Annotated in this window: 15 protein-coding genes and 1 tRNA gene; 5 read left to right on the forward strand and 11 right to left on the reverse strand. The window is 35.5% G+C overall.

The annotated features are described in order from the left end of the window. Window positions 1-360 precede the first annotated feature (360 nt). Together QP953_RS24220 and QP953_RS24225 are read left to right on the forward strand one after the other, a co-directional pair. Window positions 361-960, forward strand: coding sequence for an NUMOD4 domain-containing protein (locus QP953_RS24220; protein WP_052597479.1), 600 nt, complete (start codon window positions 361-363; stop codon window positions 958-960). A gap of 615 nt (window positions 961-1,575) precedes the next feature. Next, window positions 1,576-2,481, forward strand: coding sequence for a GDP-L-fucose synthase (locus QP953_RS24225; RefSeq protein WP_052597482.1), 906 nt, complete (start codon window positions 1,576-1,578; stop codon window positions 2,479-2,481). Between the two features lie 15 nt (window positions 2,482-2,496). Here QP953_RS24225 and QP953_RS24230 read toward each other — a convergent pair whose 3' ends face one another. Continuing rightward, window positions 2,497-3,249 (reverse strand): glycosyltransferase family 2 protein, encoded by a 753-nt coding sequence (locus QP953_RS24230; protein WP_052597484.1) that lies wholly within the window; start codon window positions 3,247-3,249, stop codon window positions 2,497-2,499. Window positions 3,250-3,584: 335 nt separating this feature from the next. On the opposite strand from QP953_RS24230, the gene QP953_RS24235 reads away from it, so the two are divergent. After that, the gene (locus QP953_RS24235) at window positions 3,585-4,133 is read left to right on the forward strand and encodes a hypothetical protein (RefSeq protein ID WP_052597486.1); all 549 of its coding nucleotides are present in this window, start codon (window positions 3,585-3,587) and stop codon (window positions 4,131-4,133) included. Between the two features lie 78 nt (window positions 4,134-4,211). Continuing rightward, window positions 4,212-4,796: a Crp/Fnr family transcriptional regulator gene (locus QP953_RS24240; protein WP_052597488.1), complete on the forward strand. Its 585-nt coding sequence runs from the start codon at window positions 4,212-4,214 to the stop codon at window positions 4,794-4,796. Here the strand turns inward: QP953_RS24240 and QP953_RS24245 are convergent. The 5 genes from QP953_RS24245 to efp all read right to left on the reverse strand — a co-directional run bounded on the left by QP953_RS24245 (window position 4,793) and on the right by efp (window position 15,116). Further along, window positions 4,793-8,872, reverse strand: coding sequence for a two-component regulator propeller domain-containing protein (locus QP953_RS24245; RefSeq protein ID WP_309553217.1), 4,080 nt, complete (start codon window positions 8,870-8,872; stop codon window positions 4,793-4,795). The two genes, QP953_RS24240 and QP953_RS24245, sit on opposite strands and share 4 nt — an antisense overlap. Before the next feature lie 479 nt (window positions 8,873-9,351). Next, the gene (locus QP953_RS24250; protein ID WP_309553218.1) at window positions 9,352-12,276 is read right to left on the reverse strand and encodes a CHAT domain-containing tetratricopeptide repeat protein; all 2,925 of its coding nucleotides are present in this window, start codon (window positions 12,274-12,276) and stop codon (window positions 9,352-9,354) included. Window positions 12,277-12,491: 215 nt separating this feature from the next. Then, the gene (gene accC, locus QP953_RS24255; RefSeq protein ID WP_052597494.1) at window positions 12,492-13,850 is read right to left on the reverse strand and encodes an acetyl-CoA carboxylase biotin carboxylase subunit; all 1,359 of its coding nucleotides are present in this window, start codon (window positions 13,848-13,850) and stop codon (window positions 12,492-12,494) included. 120 nt (window positions 13,851-13,970) lie between these two features. Next, complete coding sequence (gene accB / locus QP953_RS24260; protein WP_052597497.1) at window positions 13,971-14,480, reverse strand: acetyl-CoA carboxylase biotin carboxyl carrier protein; 510 nt, start codon at window positions 14,478-14,480, stop codon at window positions 13,971-13,973. 69 nt (window positions 14,481-14,549) lie between these two features. Further along, a complete protein-coding gene (efp, locus tag QP953_RS24265; RefSeq protein ID WP_052597499.1) occupies window positions 14,550-15,116 on the reverse strand; it encodes an elongation factor P in 567 nt (188 codons plus the stop codon). 226 nt (window positions 15,117-15,342) lie between these two features. On the opposite strand from efp, the gene QP953_RS24270 reads away from it, so the two are divergent. Continuing rightward, window positions 15,343-16,680: a polysaccharide deacetylase family protein gene (locus tag QP953_RS24270; RefSeq protein WP_309553219.1), complete on the forward strand. Its 1,338-nt coding sequence runs from the start codon at window positions 15,343-15,345 to the stop codon at window positions 16,678-16,680. Here QP953_RS24270 and QP953_RS24275 read toward each other — a convergent pair. The 5 genes from QP953_RS24275 to QP953_RS24295 form a co-directional block, all read right to left on the reverse strand. After that, window positions 16,670-17,533 (reverse strand): hypothetical protein, encoded by an 864-nt coding sequence (locus tag QP953_RS24275; RefSeq protein WP_309553220.1) that lies wholly within the window; start codon window positions 17,531-17,533, stop codon window positions 16,670-16,672. The two genes, QP953_RS24270 and QP953_RS24275, sit on opposite strands and share 11 nt — an antisense overlap. A 294-nt stretch (window positions 17,534-17,827) precedes the next feature. Beyond that, window positions 17,828-18,670 (reverse strand): ion transporter, encoded by an 843-nt coding sequence (locus QP953_RS24280; protein WP_052597505.1) that lies wholly within the window; start codon window positions 18,668-18,670, stop codon window positions 17,828-17,830. Window positions 18,671-19,000: 330 nt separating this feature from the next. Next, a tRNA-Cys gene (locus QP953_RS24285) sits at window positions 19,001-19,071 on the reverse strand. Between the two features lie 146 nt (window positions 19,072-19,217). Beyond that, window positions 19,218-19,682, reverse strand: a complete 465-nt coding sequence (locus QP953_RS24290; RefSeq protein ID WP_052597508.1) for a DUF6438 domain-containing protein — start codon at window positions 19,680-19,682, stop codon at window positions 19,218-19,220. Between the two features lie 98 nt (window positions 19,683-19,780). Further along, the gene (locus QP953_RS24295) at window positions 19,781-20,068 is read right to left on the reverse strand and encodes a YciI family protein (RefSeq protein ID WP_052597510.1); all 288 of its coding nucleotides are present in this window, start codon (window positions 20,066-20,068) and stop codon (window positions 19,781-19,783) included. Window positions 20,069-20,097 lie beyond the last annotated feature (29 nt).

A 20,097-nucleotide genomic window follows, 5' to 3' on the forward strand; every position in this document is an offset into this window, starting at 1 on the left:
CTATACGCAAGCCTTGGTATTTTTCTCTAAGGAAAATTTATCGTTTTTCTTTTGCTTATGAGAACAATAACAAAAAGTTAACATTTTTTTTTGAAAAAAACTTTTTTTTACAGTCAACATTAATTTAGATTCCTTGTTAATTATAATACAATCACTTATCGGTATCTATTCCTTCTAATGTAACCTTTAGAACCTTAGCAGATACACCGTAAGAATATAAAACAAGAGTCTTATGCAAAGACTCTTCATTCGGCAACAACAATAGTTGCACAGCTAGTTGACAGGGAATGAATTATAATTTGTATTATATAATTCATACCACCTAACTATGCATGTCAATGATTAAAATATTATACACACATGGAAACTACTAATACTATCAAGAGCTTCTGGAACGAGCGTTGGGCGAAAGTAAAAACTAGAGTTCCCACCAAACAAAAAGATTACTACTTTTCCGATTATGGTCGAGTTAAAAGTATAGACAAAGTCACAAAAAAGGAGCAACTTTTGAAAGGTTCAAAAACCGTTCAAGGTTTTATGCTTTTGAATTTAAGGCTAGAAGGTGACTCAACACAAGGGTGCTATATTCACAAACTGGTAGCAGAGGAGTTTTGTCCTAAAGACAATGAAAATCAAAAATTTGTAGTTCATTTGGACCAAGATAATTTAAACAACCATTACCAAAATTTGAAATGGATGTCGCAGCGAGAAATGACAGATTTTCAGATTAAAAATGGCGTTTATGATCCTAAGAATAGAAAACCTTCTCCATTGAATAAAATGAACCCGACGAGAGTTCGTCTGCTAAAACAACGTCTCAAAGAGGGAAAAACCAAAAAACAAATTTTGGCTAAAAACTTCAATATTACAATGGCTCAACTCAGAAAGATTGAGAAGGGTATTGATTGGGGCTACATTACTTTAGATGACGATGATAATAAAAGTTCTACTTCCTCCTAAACGTGTTCGCCAATATCCTAAAATTAATTAGTGGGATGCTTTGTCTTTAACATTATTGATAAACAACTATTAGTAAAGCCTTAACACATTTCACTAATTCTACTATCATTACACTAACCAAAGTTGCCATTTTTTATTTCAAAAAATAGGTAACATTTAAAATAAAAAATGCATTAAAGTTCAATTACAAAACAAAACACCACTGCCGATGAAGTAAATGAATTTTAATCTTACTTTTAAAGTCACATTACCTTTTTAATTATGCTAAGTTTTAAAGGTGTATGAAACAAGCTTTCTTTTTTAAGGTAGCTTGTTTTTTTTTGTACTATCAATACCATCTCCTTCTAACAGTATTTATAAAATTAGAACTTTAATAAGTTGAATTCACATTTTATCTTATTTTTGTTCTATTCTAGAATAGATTACTCCATTGAAACCACGCAACAACAGCGCATCTAAATTATATTTACTTGATTATCAAAAAAGATAAAACCTAACTGGTCTATCAACGGAGTATTAAGAATAATAATAGTCTTAAGTAAGAAAGCAGAATTAGTTTAAATTATATTTTGTATTGGTGTCTGAGTTCTCACTTAGTATAAATTACACGGTAACATGGCAAATAGATTAGTAACAGGTGGTACAGGAATGGTTGGTTCAGCAATTCATGCAGATTTAAAAATTGGTCGTAAAGATTGTAATTTGACAGATTGGAATGCTGTCAATGATTTTTTTGAAATGCATAAGCCGAAAGAAGTCATTCATTGTGCGGCAAAAGTTGGTGGTGTTTGGGGAAATATGCACTATAAAGGTGATTTTTTTAGAGAAAACATTCTAATGAATACGCATATTATTGAGGCAGCTCGTTTACATGGAGTAGAACGTCTTGTCGCATTTTTGTCTACTTGTATATTTCCTGATACCGTAGAATATCCGCTTTCTGAAGAAAAAATTCATCAAGGACCACCTCATATTTCCAACGATGCTTATGCCTATGCCAAACGAATGACAGATGTTCAAATTAGGGCGTACCGAGAACAATATGGACTAAATTACGTTTCAGTCATTCCTACCAATATCTATGGTCCCAAAGATTTATTTGATCTAGAAAATGGTCATGTTGTTCCTTCGCTCATACATCGTTGCTTTTTAGCTAGAGAACAAGGCAAGGATTTGGAAGTTTGGGGATCAGGCAAACCTCTGAGAGAATTTATCTACTCTGAAGATGTCGCTCAATTATCCGAATGGGCACTGGAAAAATACGAAGAATCCGAGCCTATTATCTTTTCTACTTCAGAAGAAGTGAGTATCAAAACGTTGGTAGAAATGATTGCCGAACTTCTGAGATTCAAAGGCAAACTTATTTGGTTGAGTGACAAACCTGATGGGCAATTTCGCAAACCAAGCGACAATTCTAAATTACGCAGCTATTTACCAGACTTTCAATTCACACCCCTCTATGAAGGTTTAAAGAAAACGGTAGAATGGTTTGAAAACAACTATCCAAACGTTCGAAAATAAAAGCCCTGTTAGACCTTAACGAATAGAACCTCGTTTTAGAGCTTTGACAACTATCCAAGCGTGTTGCCACAGTGTTGAAACGAGTCCAAAATGTTTTTGAAGAATTGCAAATCGTTCTTTCAAAGATGCATTCCTATGTTGAGTGGAGATGCCTCCCTCAGCAAAACGACACCAATAGGTTCCTGTATCCCGAACCGTTTGAGATGCTTTTAAGACTCGTATTAACCAGTCAAAATCTGCAACATAACGATACTGCAAATCGTACTTCGGAGCAATAGAACGCTTGACAAGCATGGATTGATGGCTGATCGCCATCCCCTGTTTCATCGTTTTCCACGATAAGTCTTTATCCTTAGGATGGGGCTTTCTAGTCTCCAAACTACGTTCATTTCCTTTCTCATCAATCAATAGAGCTTTGCCATAAATAAAATCCTCGTATTGGTGATTTTTCATGATAATACTTAGTGTATCTGGGGCATAAATTTGGTCATCAGCATGCATATACCAAATATAATCCCCTGTTGCCTTTTCCATGCCTTTATTCATAGCATCATAAATTCCTTTGTCTGGTTCGCTTAGTATAAGTGCAATTTGATCTTTATACTTCGATACGATCTCTAAAGTGTTGTCTTTGGACTTTCCATCTATGATTAAATATTCTATATTCGGATAATCCTGTGCTACAACGCTTTTAAGCGTTTTTTCGATGGTTTCAGCAGCATTATAACAGATTGTAATAATAGAGACTTTGGGAAATGATTGATTCATTGGATAGAACTAATATTGTTTAGCGTTTTGTTTCGGTCTAATGACTTCTTTAAGCAAAGGCAAAACGCAAGTTATGGTAATCTGAAGTATTTGTCAAAAGTAGGACTTTTTTTTATAAAAATTTACTTTTAATAACTTATAGAGCATCTTTAAAGTAGTTCCATAAGTATCATTAACAGGTATTATTTTAGGAGAAATTCATTAAACTAATTATAACCTCCTACTTACTCATAGGAATTTTACTATATTTAAGGTTTATTTGTAACATCGTTTGTTAATTTCTCAAGCAAACAATTAGATAACTATTACTCAGAACAATATATCTAAAACACTAGATGAATATTTTTAATAAGATATTTAATTCAATGAACGAGGAGCTTCCCACATTCAAATCATTGGATGAAGGAATTGACTTCTTAATGAGATATCTGGCTCGTTTTAGCGAAGATTTGTACGAGCAAGAATTTTATGTCAATAGACGTTGGATGGAAGTTCGAGATGACGTGCATTTTCAGGAAGCTATTTTACATATTTTTGAAGATAATGGTAGTTATCTACGCATTTTAGATGGAGATATTTCTACAGGTAGTTGGGAATATACCTTGGGGGGATTAGTAATTAAATTTGCTGGACGCCACGAATTATACGAACGAGTATTTCTCAACGAAAGTTTCTTTATTTTAAAAAAACACGGTGACCACACCTCTAAAGGCAATCGTTCAAAGTACTTTTTTGTTGCAACCGAATCCCTAGCTCGAAGAATGGAGTGGACAGATTTGCTTGTCATTATGTATGAAATTTATAAAAGTAATACCAACTATATGGTGCTTGTCGTTGGCTTCTTCGTTTTAGTTGCCTTAATTATTTTTCTTTCCATTATCTAAACATTCTATACAAGTTTGCCTTTTGAGAATTGTTATAAACAATCGTATAGAACAGACATTTATAACTTACACCATACAATGCTCCCTAGACTACAAAAATTAGTAGCACAATTTGCTCATTTGTCACCCAAAGACTGGGATAGAGCTTTGTCCAATGCCCAAACAATCTCGTTAAAAAAAGGTGAATATTGGGTACAAGAAGGTGCTATTTGTCAATATATTGGCTTTGTACAGACAGGGGTACTTAGAATTTTTTCTACAGTAAATGGAAAAGAAATGGTTTCATACTTTTCTTTTGAACGACGCAACCCTGTGCTATCAGCTTATCATAGTTTTATTGATCAAGTTCCTTCTATAGAAACGATACAAGCCTTAGAAGATAGCACGCTGTTGGTCTTGCATTATGACCATTTACAAAAGTTATATGAAGAAAAACCTGTTTTTGAACGGCTAGGGCGTTTGCTGATAGAACAAATGTACGTGCTCGCTAAAACTCGCATCTATGATTTGCAGCACAAAACTGCTACGGAACGTTACGTAGAGTTATTAGAAAAGTACCCGCAGATTACCAATAGAATTGCCCATCACCACATAGCATCTTACCTAGGTATTGCCCCTGAATCTTTGAGTCGGTTGCGAAAAAAGCTACAACAAAATAACTAATGTTTCAAATATTCACTAGGTTTCTTTCCATACTGCTCTTGATAAATTTTAGAAAAATAGTGCACATTCGAAAACCCTATCTTATAAGCAATTTCCGAAACAGTTTCATAATGTCTATTCTCTAGGTACTCTCTAGCCTTTTCCAATTTCACAACCCTAAAATATTGATTGGGAGTCAAGCCCGTTTTGGTTTTTATTTTACGACGCAATTGTCGTTCGCTAAGATTTAAGTCATAGGCTAGACTAGTAATGGTAAACTGTGTATTTCCAACCTCTCTTTTTGCAATGGCTTCTAAGTTTTCCATCCACTTATCTCCTCCTACTTTAGAATCATTAACTGACAGTTTGGGGCTTGTTTCTTCCTCTTTAGCTGCTTCCAGTTGCCAAGCTTTGCGTTGCGCATAGTTTTGTAATAAATTTTGAATACGGATAAGCAACTCTTGACGAGAAAAAGGCTTTTGCAAATAATCATCTACTCCTATTCTAAGTGCAAACAACTTATCTTGCTCGGTTGCTCTTGCTGTCAACATAATCATAGGTAATTGTTGCCATTCAGTATGTGATTTGACCTTTTGCAATAATTCAAAACCGTCCATTTCTGGCATCATGACATCGGAAAGAATTAGATCAATTTGATGCGCTTGTTTGGATAAAATATCCCAACCAATACGACCATTCTCGGCAGTTATAATCTGATATTCTTGTAATATATCTGCCAGAAAGCTCCGCATATCGTTGTTATCCTCAACAATCAAAATAGTTGTCGTAGATTTAGAAATAGTCGAAGTAACAATTGGAACAGACGCCTCTTTTTCAGGCTCTGACCCCCATTCTTGTACAGGATGCTCCACTTTAGTAGAAGGGATCGTTACCAAAAAACTAGCACCTTTTGTCCATTCACTATGTACCTCTATCCTACCTTTTAGCAACTGCACCAATTCTTTGGTCAAAGCCAAGCCTATCCCAGTTCCACCTTGAACAATCGCTTCCTTTTGTTTGGATTGATAAAACCGATCAAACAAATGAGACAAATCATCTGGATGAATTCCTGTTCCTGAATCGATAACTTCTATCAAAAGCATCAATGCTTTATTATCCATCCATTTATTAGTTACTTTAAGCTCAACCTTCCCTCCTCTTGGAGTATGCTTCAACGCATTCGACAATAAGTTATTTAGAATTTTTTCAATTTTACTAGCATCCAATACGACATATAAATCCTCTGATATAGCACTATTAAAATACCAATCCAGTCCTTGTAGATTTGCTTGTGCCTCAAATGCAAAAAACAAACGTTTGAGAAAAGGAATGAGTTGCAGCTCATTTTCTTCTATTTCAACACTCTTCGCCTCTAGCTTTGATAAAATAAGAATTTCTTCAATGAGTCCTTGCAATTGAATACCATTTCGTTTGACCAATTCTAGTACTTGTTCAATATCTTCGAACTTTTCTCCATAGTGCTTTTCTAAAATCGCCCCAATTGGTCCCAACATCAATGTTAAAGGCGTTCTCAATTCATGCGAAATATTGGCAAAAAATCGAGACTTTACATTGTCCAACTCCCTTAGTTCATTTGCCTGTTGCTCTATCTTTTGTGTCCGCTTGGAGACTTCTTGTTCTAAGTGCATCTTGACACGGTACAAACGCTGCACCCGCCACCTAGAGTATAATAACACCACTACAAAAAGCAAAATAGCAATAAAAAGCAAAAATTGCCAAGTTAGGTAAAACGGTTGCTTTACAATAATAGGAATTTTTAATGGCTCTGTTGACCACAAACCATTGCTACCCTCTCCTTTTACCAATAAGGTGTAGTTCCCTGCTGCTAAGCTATTGACTCGAATAGAATTATTAGTTGTAAAATTCCAATCTTTTTCCAACCCCTCTATTTTGTAGGCATATTGTCGTTTGTTGGAAGCTTTGTAGTCTAGCAATGCTAATTCTACCGTAAAAAAACGATCCGTATAATCCAATACAATCTTTCCCTGTTTTACGACTTCTTCGGTCGCATCAATCAAGGCTCCCTCTTTGCCATTAAAATATTGAAATTGGACAAGATGAAGTGGTACATCTTGTAGTTTTTCTTCTAAAAAATCAGCAGGATCAAGCCCCATAATTCCCGACAAGCCCCCAAAATAAAGCTTTCCCGTAGAAGCTTTGTATGCTGATTTTCGATTAAACTCTGTATGCAAAATACCATCTTCTGTTAGATAGGTATTAATGATATCATTTTTAGGGTTTAAACGCATCAAGCCGTAATCGCTACTCATCCAAAAATAGCCATAATCATCTTCTAAAATAGCATTTACGACATTGTGAGATAGACCATTTTCGGTTGTAAATTGCTTAAACGTTCCTGTTTTTATATGATAACGAATGACTCCGCCTCCTTTGGTCGATAGCCACAAAATCCCCTTCTTATCTTCATGAATATGATAGATATGGTTGTACGGCAACTTATAAGGCGCCTTCATTTCTTTGCTGTAACGTTGAATTACCTCCATTTTTAAATTCATCAAATAGAGTCCTTGAGAAGTCCCCAACCAAACACCATGTTTGTTGCCATGCAGAGAATTAACAATAGCACCTGCTAATTCTGGATAATCGCCATAATTATCAAATACAGAAATAGAATCTTCTCCTTGTTGAATATAACTCAATCCATTCACAGTCCCTACCCATACGCGTCCTTTTTCATCCTCATAAATAGACCAAGCTGCGGACAAACGCATTCCCGTTTGCTGCTCCTTTTTGTTCTGGTCTTTTTTCTTGTAAAAGAAAAATTGTTCCTTAAAAGGAGGCATTCGTTCTAATCGCTTGACATGCAATCCAGGAGAACTCAACCAGATAAAACGCCCATCTTGACTTTTTTGAGCATCCAAATAAGCCAATGTATCCAATAATTTTTTTTCTTGTGTAAACAAATGATACGCATATTGCCCCCCATAACTATTCAACAACAAAACACTATCTTGATATAGTTCAATAACAGAACGTGCAGACGTATCAACCAAATATGGTTCAAATCGATTTTTTTGGTAACTGACCTTTACTAGCCCCTGTGCAAGTACCCCAATCCAAACATTTTCTTGGCGGTCAACATATACGGTTCTTACAAAACGTCTTCCTTTGAAAAAGGATTGGCTATAGATCACTTTTTGGTTGGGGGCAAAAATGCACACAGATTTTCTATCTTGATACACCAAACAATTGGTTTTAGGACGGTGCTCAAATCCGGCATTTACTTCCATAGGAATCGTCTTTCCTAAAAAATCAAAAGGCTTGTTGATTACCAATGAATCTTTTTTTACATTCCAATAGTAATTATCATAAGCATGAAATTTATCATTCGTCTCTAGACGAATTGTATACGGACTCTCCTCCCCCATAAAACTGCATCGATAAAGAGCATCTATTTTTATATCCTTTTGATACACAACCTGCCCCTGTTTGTCTAGTGCCATTAATGTATTTTCACAAACTACCCAATTGTACAACGTTCCCCAAAAAAAAGCACGTATTGTAGATGCTTTTGGGTGTTTATAATACAATTCAAATTTTTTGTTGCCCTTATAAATGTAAATCGCTCCCTTTTGAGTCGTTATATACAAATTCTTATTTTCAGAGATACTATAGATCTTATAAATGTCTTGAATTTGGCAAGGCAGTTCATCTGCTAGGTGTTTTTCCAAAGGTTTTATCTCAAAAGTATTGATATCCATGATATCGATAGCTGAAAACCTCTCTGTTGCTCCATCGTTAACAGCATGTCCTATCCAAAGATTACTATCAGCATCCTCAAAGATTTTATCAATAAAACTGCTTTGTAGATTGGTATTTTTTTCTGTGAACACATCAAAGGTATAACCATCGTAACGGTTTAGACCGTTCTTGGTAGCAAACCACATAAACCCCTTTGTATCTTGAAGAATAGAACGAACAAAACGATTGGACAAACCATCTTCTATTGATAATTGTTCTGTTTGTACCAAATACGACTGCCCCTTTGCAGCAAAACCGTTCAAAAAAAGGAGTAGGAATATATAATAAAATAAATGTAGTTTAATGGGATGCATAAATATTTGTTGCTATTAACAATTATCACGAAACGTCGTTTCTATAATAATAAGGATTGGCTGTAGCCTTTTTCTCTTTATCAGCATCATCAAAAGAGAAACCACCTCTCCTCAGATGCTTGTTTTCACTTCTTGGATAAAAGAACTAATCAAAATAGCCTACTTCTTATAAAATCATTGGTGATAATCGTTATTTTAAAAGGGGAATTTTTCTGAAATAAGTAAGTAATCGTTCAAAAAACGGAGCTTTAGTGGACGACTAAAACGAGTATTTTTGAAGCAAAAAAAACTCAACGGACTTATAAACACAATTTAATATAAAACTAGCAATTAAAAAAAAGAACTGTATCAATTCACACAATATCCTTAGAGACAGGGTAAGACAATACTTAAAAATAAAGAAAATTCAGGAAAAATTCTTCCTAAGAAAAGGATGCAAAGGCTTTTAGTAAAAAAGATACTTTGGGAAAAGTATGTGCTTATTCGGTTATATCTAAAGATTCGTTTTGCTTCTTCTTGTATTGATTGTAACCTAGAACTAGTATAAGTACACCGACTGTGCCAGCCACCAACCACCAGTACCACTGTTTTTTCGTTTCCAATTTTATCGCATGGCTATCTCCTATTTGTATAAATGCAGACCAAAGTGCAGGATGGACTGCCATGCCGTCAAACAACTCTAAATAGTTCAATTTTGCATAACGAAGTGCTTCCGATTTCGTCATTCCTTCTGCTAAATTCTGATAAAACAAACGCATAATAATAGCTGTGGCTTGATCGTTAACCTGCCACAAACTCACGACCAAAGAAGGGGCACCTGCATACATAAACGAACGAGCTAATGAGATGATTCCTTCCCCTTGTTGAAATTTTCCGTATCCTGTTTCGCAAGCAGATAGAACGACAAGATTGGCATTGAGGGGCAACTGTGCGACTTCATACGCTTGCAAAAAATTATCTTCCGTTGCTTGATAATCCTCTGAAAAGGCCAAAGCTGATAAAATTGGTTCTGCTTCGTTTGATACTCCGTGCATTGCTAAATGAATCACACTATACTGAGCTGCTAATTTTTTAAAATTTGTTTCACTTGCCTGTTCTCCCGTCAAAAATTCTCCATAAAACATCTTAGACAAACCTTTGACTTCCTTCGTTGCAGCTGGCAAATCTTCTAAAACACTTCGAATAGCACAAACATTTTCTGAACGTAAGCTATACAAACTGTGCTGCGGCTTGGGGTAACTGGCAGCAAAAGCCAATACTTGTTGTTCAACACCAGTGTGAGCAATACTAGCAGACTGTTTCAAATTTTCGACCCAAAGACTAGCCGAATAACTATAACTAATATTATAATCCCTTACCAAATATTTCAACGCGCTATAATTGGCGCCATTTTGTGGACCAAGCTGAGATAGTAATACCTCAAAAGGAATGTGTCCCAACTCCCCATCTGTCACCACAATCAAATCCTTAATATCCTTGTTGTTATCTAATACTTGTTTTAATAACGTTTGATACAGCCATTCTGCCGATTTGATATAAAGTAGATAAGCCTCCCTAGGTGCTTTATCAAGTAAGTCATAGTCGCTCAAAGACAATCGCAAGCTCCGAATATACTCTGATAATTTGTGTTCTGCACAAGAGATATTAATCACTTCTATCTTATTTTTAGAAATGGCAAAAAGATAGGTAGAGTCTTCCAAGATGAAATATTCCAATAACAAAGCTTGTGGTTCTAATAGAGCCTGTATTTCTTCTACACTAGCGGTTAAGCTATTGTATTTTAGTTGGTGGTATTGAGGGTAATGATGCCGTATCTTTGCCACAAAGCGTTCAATTTTTAGATTCAGTTTATTGAGCTGCTCTGTCAATTTCTGTTTTTCAACCAAAGTTGTCGCCAAGAGCTTTTTTTGAAACAATTGCTCCCGTTGTCGTTGCAAACTAGACTCTAACCAGACCAAAGAATCGGGCAAATTTCCCAAAACACGAGTTTGCTGACCTTTTAAGGCTTCCATTAATAAAATGGATTTGTTTTGTTCTGCAAATGCAAACGCTTTTTTATAATACGAATTGCCGCCTAAAAAAACAGCCGCATGAATTCCACATCCTAGACTTTTTACATTGCTTTCTAAAATTCTTAGTTTATTCGCATTACTAGTAAAATCGTTTCTAATTCGTTCATTCAGATGCATAACAACCATACTAATGGTAAAAAATTCTTCCCACTTCTTTTGGAGTATTGTTTCCTTGCAGATTTGCTCAAATATTTCTAACAAAGTCAACAAAGATGTTCTTGCACGCTCGTTACTAAAATAAGTTATGGTATCCAATTGTTGCCAATCTGTAAATTCCGCATCTTCCAAATTAGGAATATTCGCTAGAATCGCTTTTCTGCAATATATTAAAGCCTTTTCTTCACTTCCCTGCTCTAAATACAACCTAGCTAGTTGGTCCCAATATTGAGCCGTAGAAGGGTGCTTTTCTCCTAGTCCCTTTTGGCTACTTGTTAATGCTTGTTGCCACAACGATGCTGCTTTTTCATAGTTTTTTTGTTTAAAGTGCAATTGGGCGGAAGCATTTAGATTATAAATATAATAAGGACTATGGGCATCTAATATCTTCCGAGCTTGTTGATAATAGGTTTCGGCTTGAAAAAACTGATTCATAGCAGCATATAAATTACCTATATTATTTAATCCTAAAGCGTAATTTACATGATTCGTTCCGTATATTTTTTCTCTAAGTTTTTGTGACTCCAAGTATAGTTTTTCAGCTTTTTCATAATGCCCCATATCCTGATACAAAACCGCCAAATTATTGAGACTTGTTGCATAATAATGCGTACTATTACTTTTTTTATCAATTTCTAGAACTTCCAAATAGAGTTGTTCCGCCTCTTCATATTTTCCTAGCGTATTGTATAATAATGCCAAGTTATTGAGTAGACTCGAATAGGTAGGTGCCTCGTCTTCCAATATAGAACGAGCGATTTTTAATGCTTCTAAATAAGATACTTCTGCCGCTTCATAACGCCCCATTCCATAGTAACAATACCCTAACTGACCGATACATTGAATATAAAAGAGATGTTCAACCTGATTGGAAGCCTTTTGCAATTCAAGCAACTTTAAATACAAGCGTTCTGCGGAGGTATATTGCTCGGTTTCTAAATACAACGCAGCAAGATATTGGAGTTCTCCTAAATATGCTTCCTCTAAGCCATGCGTTTCTATAGTTGTTTTCATTTGTTCCCAAAAATGAGTGGCTTGCCTAAAATCTTCTTGATAATAAGCTAATACACCGAGACTATCTAGCTTGGCTATAGCTAGTTTGGGGTTTTCTTGTGCCAACAAAAAAGAGGGAAGTAATCCAATAAAAAAGCAGAAGTATAAAAAATAGTTCATCATACAAAAGGTGTTACAAATGCGGTACCAATAATTTGATCCATAGAATTTGATATTGGTGTATGTTATCATAATCAAACGAACGACAAGTGCTCACCACTATCCTCACTTCCCTATTTCTTTTCAATATCAGCGTATCAAACCCAAATACTCCCTATAAAAATAAAAAGAGTCTAACCAATATGGCTAGACTCCACTATATTTTCAAAAAAAAGCACTTAACTTTCTTTTGGTTTTAACTTATCTAAATCCATCGAGTCAATGAATTTGGTTGTAAAGTTACCAGAGATAAAGTTCTCATTATCCATCAACATACGATGGAAAGGAACTGTCGTTTTAATTCCCTCTACAATAAATTCATCCAAGGCACGACGCATTTTGCTAATACATTCCTCTCTTGTTCTAGCTTTACAAATCAACTTTGCAATCATAGAATCATAATAAGGAGAAATCGTATATCCTGCATATACGTGTGTATCTACACGAATCCCGTGTCCTTTAGAACTGTGGAAAGATGTAATTTTTCCTGGACAAGGACGGAAGTTCATGAAAGGATCTTCTGCATTGATACGGCACTCAATTGCGTGCATCGTTGGATAATAATTTTCACCTGAAATTTTCTCACCAGCAGCAATTTTAATTTGCTCACGGATCAAATCATAATCAATCACTTCTTCCGTTACAGTATGTTCTACTTGAATACGAGTATTCATTTCCATAAAGTAGAAGTTGTGATGTTTGTCCACCAAGAATTCTACAGTACCTACTCCCTCATAGTTGATTGCTTTACCAGCAGCAACCGCAGCAGCTCCCATTTTTTCACGCAATTCATCTGTCAAATAAGGAGAAGGTGATTCTTCCAATAATTTTTGGTGGCGACGTTGGATAGAACATTCACGCTCTGAAAGGTGACAAACTTCACCATATTGATCACCAGCAATTTGCACTTCAATGTGACGTGGCTCTTCTACAAACTTCTCGATATACATACCGTCGTTACCAAAAGAAGCTCTAGCCTCATTTTGAGCAGCAGTCAAATTAGACTCTAACTCGTCTTCATTCCAAACCAAACGCATTCCTTTACCACCACCACCAGCGGTAGCTTTAAGCATGATCGGATACCCAACTTCTTGAGCAATGGTTTTAGCATCATCCAGATTTTTTACCAAGCCATCAGAACCAGGAATAACAGGCACGCCTGCTTTTACCATTGTCTCCTTAGCGGTAATTTTATCTCCCATTTTGCGAATATGGTCAGGATCTGGACCGATAAATTTCACTTCACTTTGCGCACAAATTTCAGCAAACTCAGCATTCTCTGCCAAGAATCCATATCCAGGATGCACGGCATCGGCATTGGTAATTTCTACCGCAGCCATAATATTAGGAATGTTTAAGTACGACAAATTACTTGCTGGAGGTCCTACACAAACTGCTTCATCAGCGAAGCGCACATGTAGACTGTCAGCATCTGCTGTTGAATAAATAGCAACAGTTTTGATGCCCATTTCTTTACATGTTCTAATAACACGCAAAGCTATCTCGCCTCGATTGGCAATTAATATTTTCTTGAACATATTATTTGTTTTTGATTAGGACTTTAATAGAATTCATCCCTTGTAGATAGCACTTATTTATCTTTATTGCTTGCACAATAAAGCTTACAAAACAGTCCATCTACACGACGTTATCTAATATTAAGCTGGCTCAACTAAGAACAATACTTGTCCATATTCAACAGGGCTAGCATCCTCTACCATTACTTTCACAATACGACCTTCAACTTCTGCTTTAACCTCATTAAACAATTTCATAGCCTCAATCAAACAAACCGTATCATCACCACCAATAGAATCTCCAACTTTTACAAACGCTGGTTTTTCTGGTGATGCAGAGCGGTAGAAAGTACCTACCATTGGCGATTTAATTTCAATATAATTATTTGATTCTTCTGCTGCTGGTGCACTTTCTTTGGTAGCGGCAGGAGTGGCAGCATTATCATTGTTAGCAGCAGGAGCTACAGGCGTAGCAGCAACACTTGGTACTTGCATTCCTGGCATAACAGAAGGCTGTACAATAACCTCTTTCTGAGCAGAATAGTTTTTAGTACGAATACTAATTTTAGAAGCCTCGTCTTCATATTTAAATTCGCTGATTTTACTTTTCTGAATCAACTTAATGAGTTCTTTGATTTTCTCAAACTCCATAATAAGTTCGTTTTTATTAGGTATAAAATATTAAGTTTCTATAGTCTTTTAAGTCTTTTAACCACAAGGTTATTTTTTCATACGCTCCATATAAGCGCCTGTTTCAGACTCAATACGAATCAAATCTCCTTGCTTAATAAATAAAGGAACACGTACTTCCGCTCCAGTTTCAACAATAGCAGGTGTTAAGGTATTGGTTGCTGTATTCCCTTTTGCTCCTGGTTCTACCTCTGTTACCTCTAAGATAATATATTGTGGCAAACTACAAGCCAATGGAATTTCTTTTTCTGCATGGAACAATACTTCTACGTCCATACCTTCCTTCAAAAATTGAAGATTGTCTACCATTTCTTTCATGACATCAATCTGGTTGAATGTTTCGTTGTTCATGAAGTACAGACGCTCCTCATCATCATACAAATATTGATATTGACGACGCTCCACGCGCACATCTTCAATCTTGTGTCCTGCAGGAAAAGTGTGATCTACTACTTTTCCATTTGTTAAGTTCTTTAGTTTCGTGCGTACAAATGCGTTTCCTTTACCAGGTTTCACATGTTGAAACTCCACGATGATATATGTCTGCCCGTTGTGTTCAAGACACATTCCTTTGCGAATATCTGATGTTGTAGCCACTAGTATTTTTTTTGTATTAAATTTTGTAATTTGGACTTAAAAAAGTCAATTTTACCCATTTCTAATACCAGAAAGATAAAAGAAATTTGAAACAAATATAAGGCTTCTATTACAAAAAGCAATTATTTGGTACGCATATCTAAGGTAGAATTACCTCCCCCCTTACAACAAAAACACATAAACAACTAAATAACAACCACTTAAACACAAACATCAAATCCAAAAAATGAATGAAATTTTCATCTATACCCCTACTCTAAACCCTAGGATTTCTTATATTTTTGACTTAATATTCAATCAAATTTTAGGTATTCCTAAGGTAAGCCTTAGCACTGATCTTTATGCTTTTAACCAAACAAAAGAAGTCGCCAAAATCAATTATAGCAATCACTTTATTGAAGATGTGTTGCAGTTTTCTCCACATTCTTTTTTATTCGAAACAGGAATACGAGCCATTCGTCTTGATTTTAAAGAGCATAAAAACTTAATGGCTGCATTTTTTCACCCTTCTACCCTTCATAATCAACAGGCTATTTTTCCTTTTGACCCATTTGCCCTTAGTTTTTATCTTGTCAGTCGTTACGAAGAGTACCTACCTTTTGATGCCGATCAGTTTGGGCGTTTTTCAGCCAATAACAGCCAAGCTTATAAACATGGATTTTTGCAACAACCCTTGGTCAATCTTTGGGCTCAAAGAATTAAAAGATTGTTACAACAACACTATCCTTACCTCGAATACCATTCCCCTTCTTATCAATACACGCCTACTTACGATATTGATTATGCCTATGCTTTTTTAAACAAAGGTTGGCTTCGACAAGGAGCAGCTTTTGCCAAAAACCTCTTGCGTTTAGACCGCACGACTCTTGTAGCACAAATCAAGACTTGGTTACGATTGCAAAAGGACCCTTATTATACGTTTGATTATTTAGACAGTTTAGATTCAACCTATCAAATCCATCCCATCTATTTTTGGTTGGTAGGTGATTATGGGACTTATGATAAAAACATTCATCATAGTAATAAACATTTTCGAGAGCTGATTCAGACCAAAAGCCAAACACATCCAATAGGAATACACCCCTCTTTTGGATCTAATCGAAATCAAGCCATTACGAAAAAAGAGCTTTATCGTTTACGAGACATTACGCAACAATCCATACAAAAAAGTAGGCAACATTTTTTAATGTTGCAATTCCCTAAAACATATTCTGAACTTGCCCAATTAGGAATTCAGGAAGATTATACCATGGGTTATGCCCAACAGCTAGGTTTTAGAGCTAGTATAGCCCATCCATTTTATTGGTATAATTTGGAAACAGAAGAATGTACCGAGCTCCAAGTTTTTCCATTTCAGTTGATGGATGTTACCTTAAATACGTATCTAAACCTTACTCCCAAAGAAGCTATTAAACAAGCTCATCAGATTATTGAGCAAACCAAGCAAGTAGAAGGGCATTTAATTAGTATTTGGCACAATAACTCTTTCTGTGAACAAGCTCAATGGAAAGGATGGCGAGCTGTTTATGAAGCAATTTTGCAAGAAGCAGTCACTAAGCTTTAAATTTGGCTTGTATTTGTTCGGCACGCTGGCGTTCCATAGCTATTTTGTCTGCAAATTCGTGCAAAGCTTCTATACTAAGAGCTTTGCCTGTTACCTTTAACTTAATTTCTAAGGTATAATCCTGTGCCATCCGAAACAACTCCTTTTCTTGCTCAGCAGTCAATTCAAATATTTCTGCAAAACGACTTAACTTCTCTTGCTCCTCTATTTGAAATTGGTTGTCAGTCAAAGCAACCGCAGCTACAATAACAAAAATCGTCAAACGACCATGCAAGCTTACTTTTTGGCAATCCGACTTTGTTAAATAAGGAGCAGTAATTAAATCACTTAGTTTTCCCATTTCATTATTCAAAAAATGGCTAAAAAACAAGCGTTCTTCTTGCTCTATCCGACCATCCGCACGAGCCATCTCGACCAACATTCGAGACATAATTTTTTTATCATAATTCTCTGTCAATGGGTGTTGTCGAATATAGACTTCAAATTCTGAAAAATGAGTTGCCAAACGCCATTTTCCTGTTGTTTCAATATAAACAATCTCATCTAAAATAGATTCAAAAGCACGAACGACAGCCGCTTCCAATTCCTTTTTGGCAAAATAAACTGGTGGCGTATTTTCTGTAGCCGTTTCTTTTCGTCTAACCCCTTTGTTTAGAGCCCTCAACAACATGGAGCGCATCTTATTGGGATTCTTAACAATAATCCCTAAGCCACTAGCATCCTCTATTTTTTCTATCGTTGCATCGGCTTCAAACTCTCGCTCCTCTATTAAAAATCGACAGTACATCATTTCTCCCTGTTGTACTTCTGCGACAATATAAGGCTGAATAGCTTTGTAGGTTAGTTCTATCATGAACTCTATGAATTTTTAATCGTTAAGAAGCTGTATTGATATTATTAATACTCCGTTGATTTTTTAGTTTGATTATCAGTCTTTTATTGCAAAGACCAACAAAAGGTTCATTTTACTGATAATCAACTGCGAAGCACTCATGTAATACCACGTAGTAGCAGCGTAGCTAAACTAATACGATTTATTGCGTGAGCGCTTTGCTTTTAGTTAGCTGCGCTGCTACTGCGTGGTTTCAACGGAGTAATGATTATAGGAATTGCAAGGACAAATTCAATTTTCTATTTGAAGTTGAATCTAAACCTTAGGTCTCTTAATAGGACGTCTGCTATCATCATCGGGGCGATCACCGTCACCACTCGCTAAAGGTTTTCCTTTGGAATTTACTAATTTATCTTCGGCTTCTTTTTGTGATTCCAAAACAATTTGGAAATTGTTTACAATAGCGCCAATTACCAAGTTAATAAGCAAATAAGCTGCTATAATCATCCAAGAAACATGATAAAAAGTAATCACCGTATTCGATGCGACAGGTACACTTCCAGTCACTTCTTTCCCTGATAATAAGTTGTATCTCAAATCGGTCCAGTCCTCCCCCGTTAAAATTCTAAACAACGTAAAAAATGCTTCTCCTAAATCACCGTAAGGGTCAGGATTACTAGATGTCAATTTGATATGCTCCGAATTAGCATAATCGGGATTTTTAAATAAAGTAACTCCTATGATCGCATAAATATACATGATTAGCAAGAAAAGAACAGCGATATACGATAAGGATCGTATCGACTTTATCAAGACACCAATTAGCAACTGAAGTTCTCCAATAGCGCGAATAGAGCGTGTCAATTGGACAACCCTTAGTATTCGCAGTGTCGACATGATATTTTGTTGCTCTGCACTACTGTTTTCGAGTAAAATATCGGCTACTTCAGGAATAACGCCCAACATTAATATAAAGATATCAAACCAGTTCCACCAATCTCCAATATACTCCTCTGTTGTTCTTCGTCCAGTCCAACGAATAATGATTTCCAAAAAGAAAACAAATAAAATGGACAACTGAATCACTCGAATAGAATCGGGGGCATTGTCATAAGTTTGAACTCCAATCAATAATCCATTTAGGATAATGAGAAACATAATTCCTAATGTAAACCATTTGCTGTCTACAATCCGCCGCGCTATAAGCCTATATTTTGATCTATTTTTTCTCATTTTCAATCTTCACCCCGTTTTTTAGAAGGCATTCTACCTAATAAAAATTTAGTCACACATGCATCAAAATATCTATATAACTAAAATTGGGCTATCTAAAATGTTGAATTGGTCTATTTTCATTATTTTGCTCACAAGTATAGGTATAAACATCCTTTTAAGCAAGAAGAAAGGAGATAAAATCTAAGTAAAAAGATGAGTTTCTTTAAAAGAGAAAAATCCCACAAACTTTTAAGTTTGCAGGATTTTTAGTAGAGGTCGGAAGCGGATTCGAACCGCTGTAGGAGCTTTTGCAGAGCCCAGCCTAGCCGCTCGGCCACCCGACCATCGTTCCTTGATGGAATGCAAATATACCTTCTTTTTATAAAAGTACAAGTTTTTTGATGACTTTTTTTAAAGTAATTTTGCATTTATTTTTTATACAACTCATTTCCAGAGCTTTAAAAAAAATATTTTTTTTAGTAGAATCTTTCTATTTATAATCCTCTACTTTTGTCCATTCTATTTCTTCGATCAATTCATCAAAGAAGTCTTGGTATTCAACCAATCTTTGTGGAGAATCGTTCCGATTATAAATCATTTTTTTCTGATCGCCATCACGAACACTTGTTATACATACAGGGAAGTCAATAATTCCAAGCCCTTTGATAGGATATTTATTTTCCAAATGAATGTACCCTATAGATTTTGCTTTGTCTAACAATTGACGAATTTGTTTGGCAGAAATTCTTCCCTGATACAGTCCAATATTCGCTACATTTTTTCGCCCTTTATACGTGACAATACCATTAGAATATACCTTTGCCTCATAATAAGGGCACTTTCCATAACAAGTTGTTCTTTCTAAAGAAGCTATCAACAACGATTCATCTACATTTTGAGCAATAGCAGTTAACGTCATTAATAGAAAAAAAGATAAAAAAAATACGATTCTCATAGATCAGATATACTTTATTTTTTAACAAAAACTCATTCGTGCAACCATCGAGCCTCCTATTACTCTGTTAAGACTTCGATTCATAGCTATGTTAAAAATTACGCCTTAATAACCTCTAACTCTTTGCTTGTCATACTTGGCACAAATTCAACAATTGTATACGTTGCTACATTGTTTATTTTAAAAGGATCTTTATCCAAAATTTCTTCCAATTCTTTTTGGATAGTAAGGTTGCTAAGAATAATTCCTCCAGTTCTAGGCACCTTGCGTCCTGATACAATAAAATTACCATTGGCATATTGCTCCTTCAAATATTCGATGTGAGCCTCTAAATGTTCGTCTACTTGGTTAAGTTCTACTTTATAGGTTATATCTATTATAAACATCGTTTTGTTTTTTTTGAAAATACTAATCC

This window comes from Aureispira sp. CCB-E (assembly GCF_031326345.1).
Classification (GTDB): Bacteria; Bacteroidota; Bacteroidia; order Chitinophagales; family Saprospiraceae; genus Aureispira.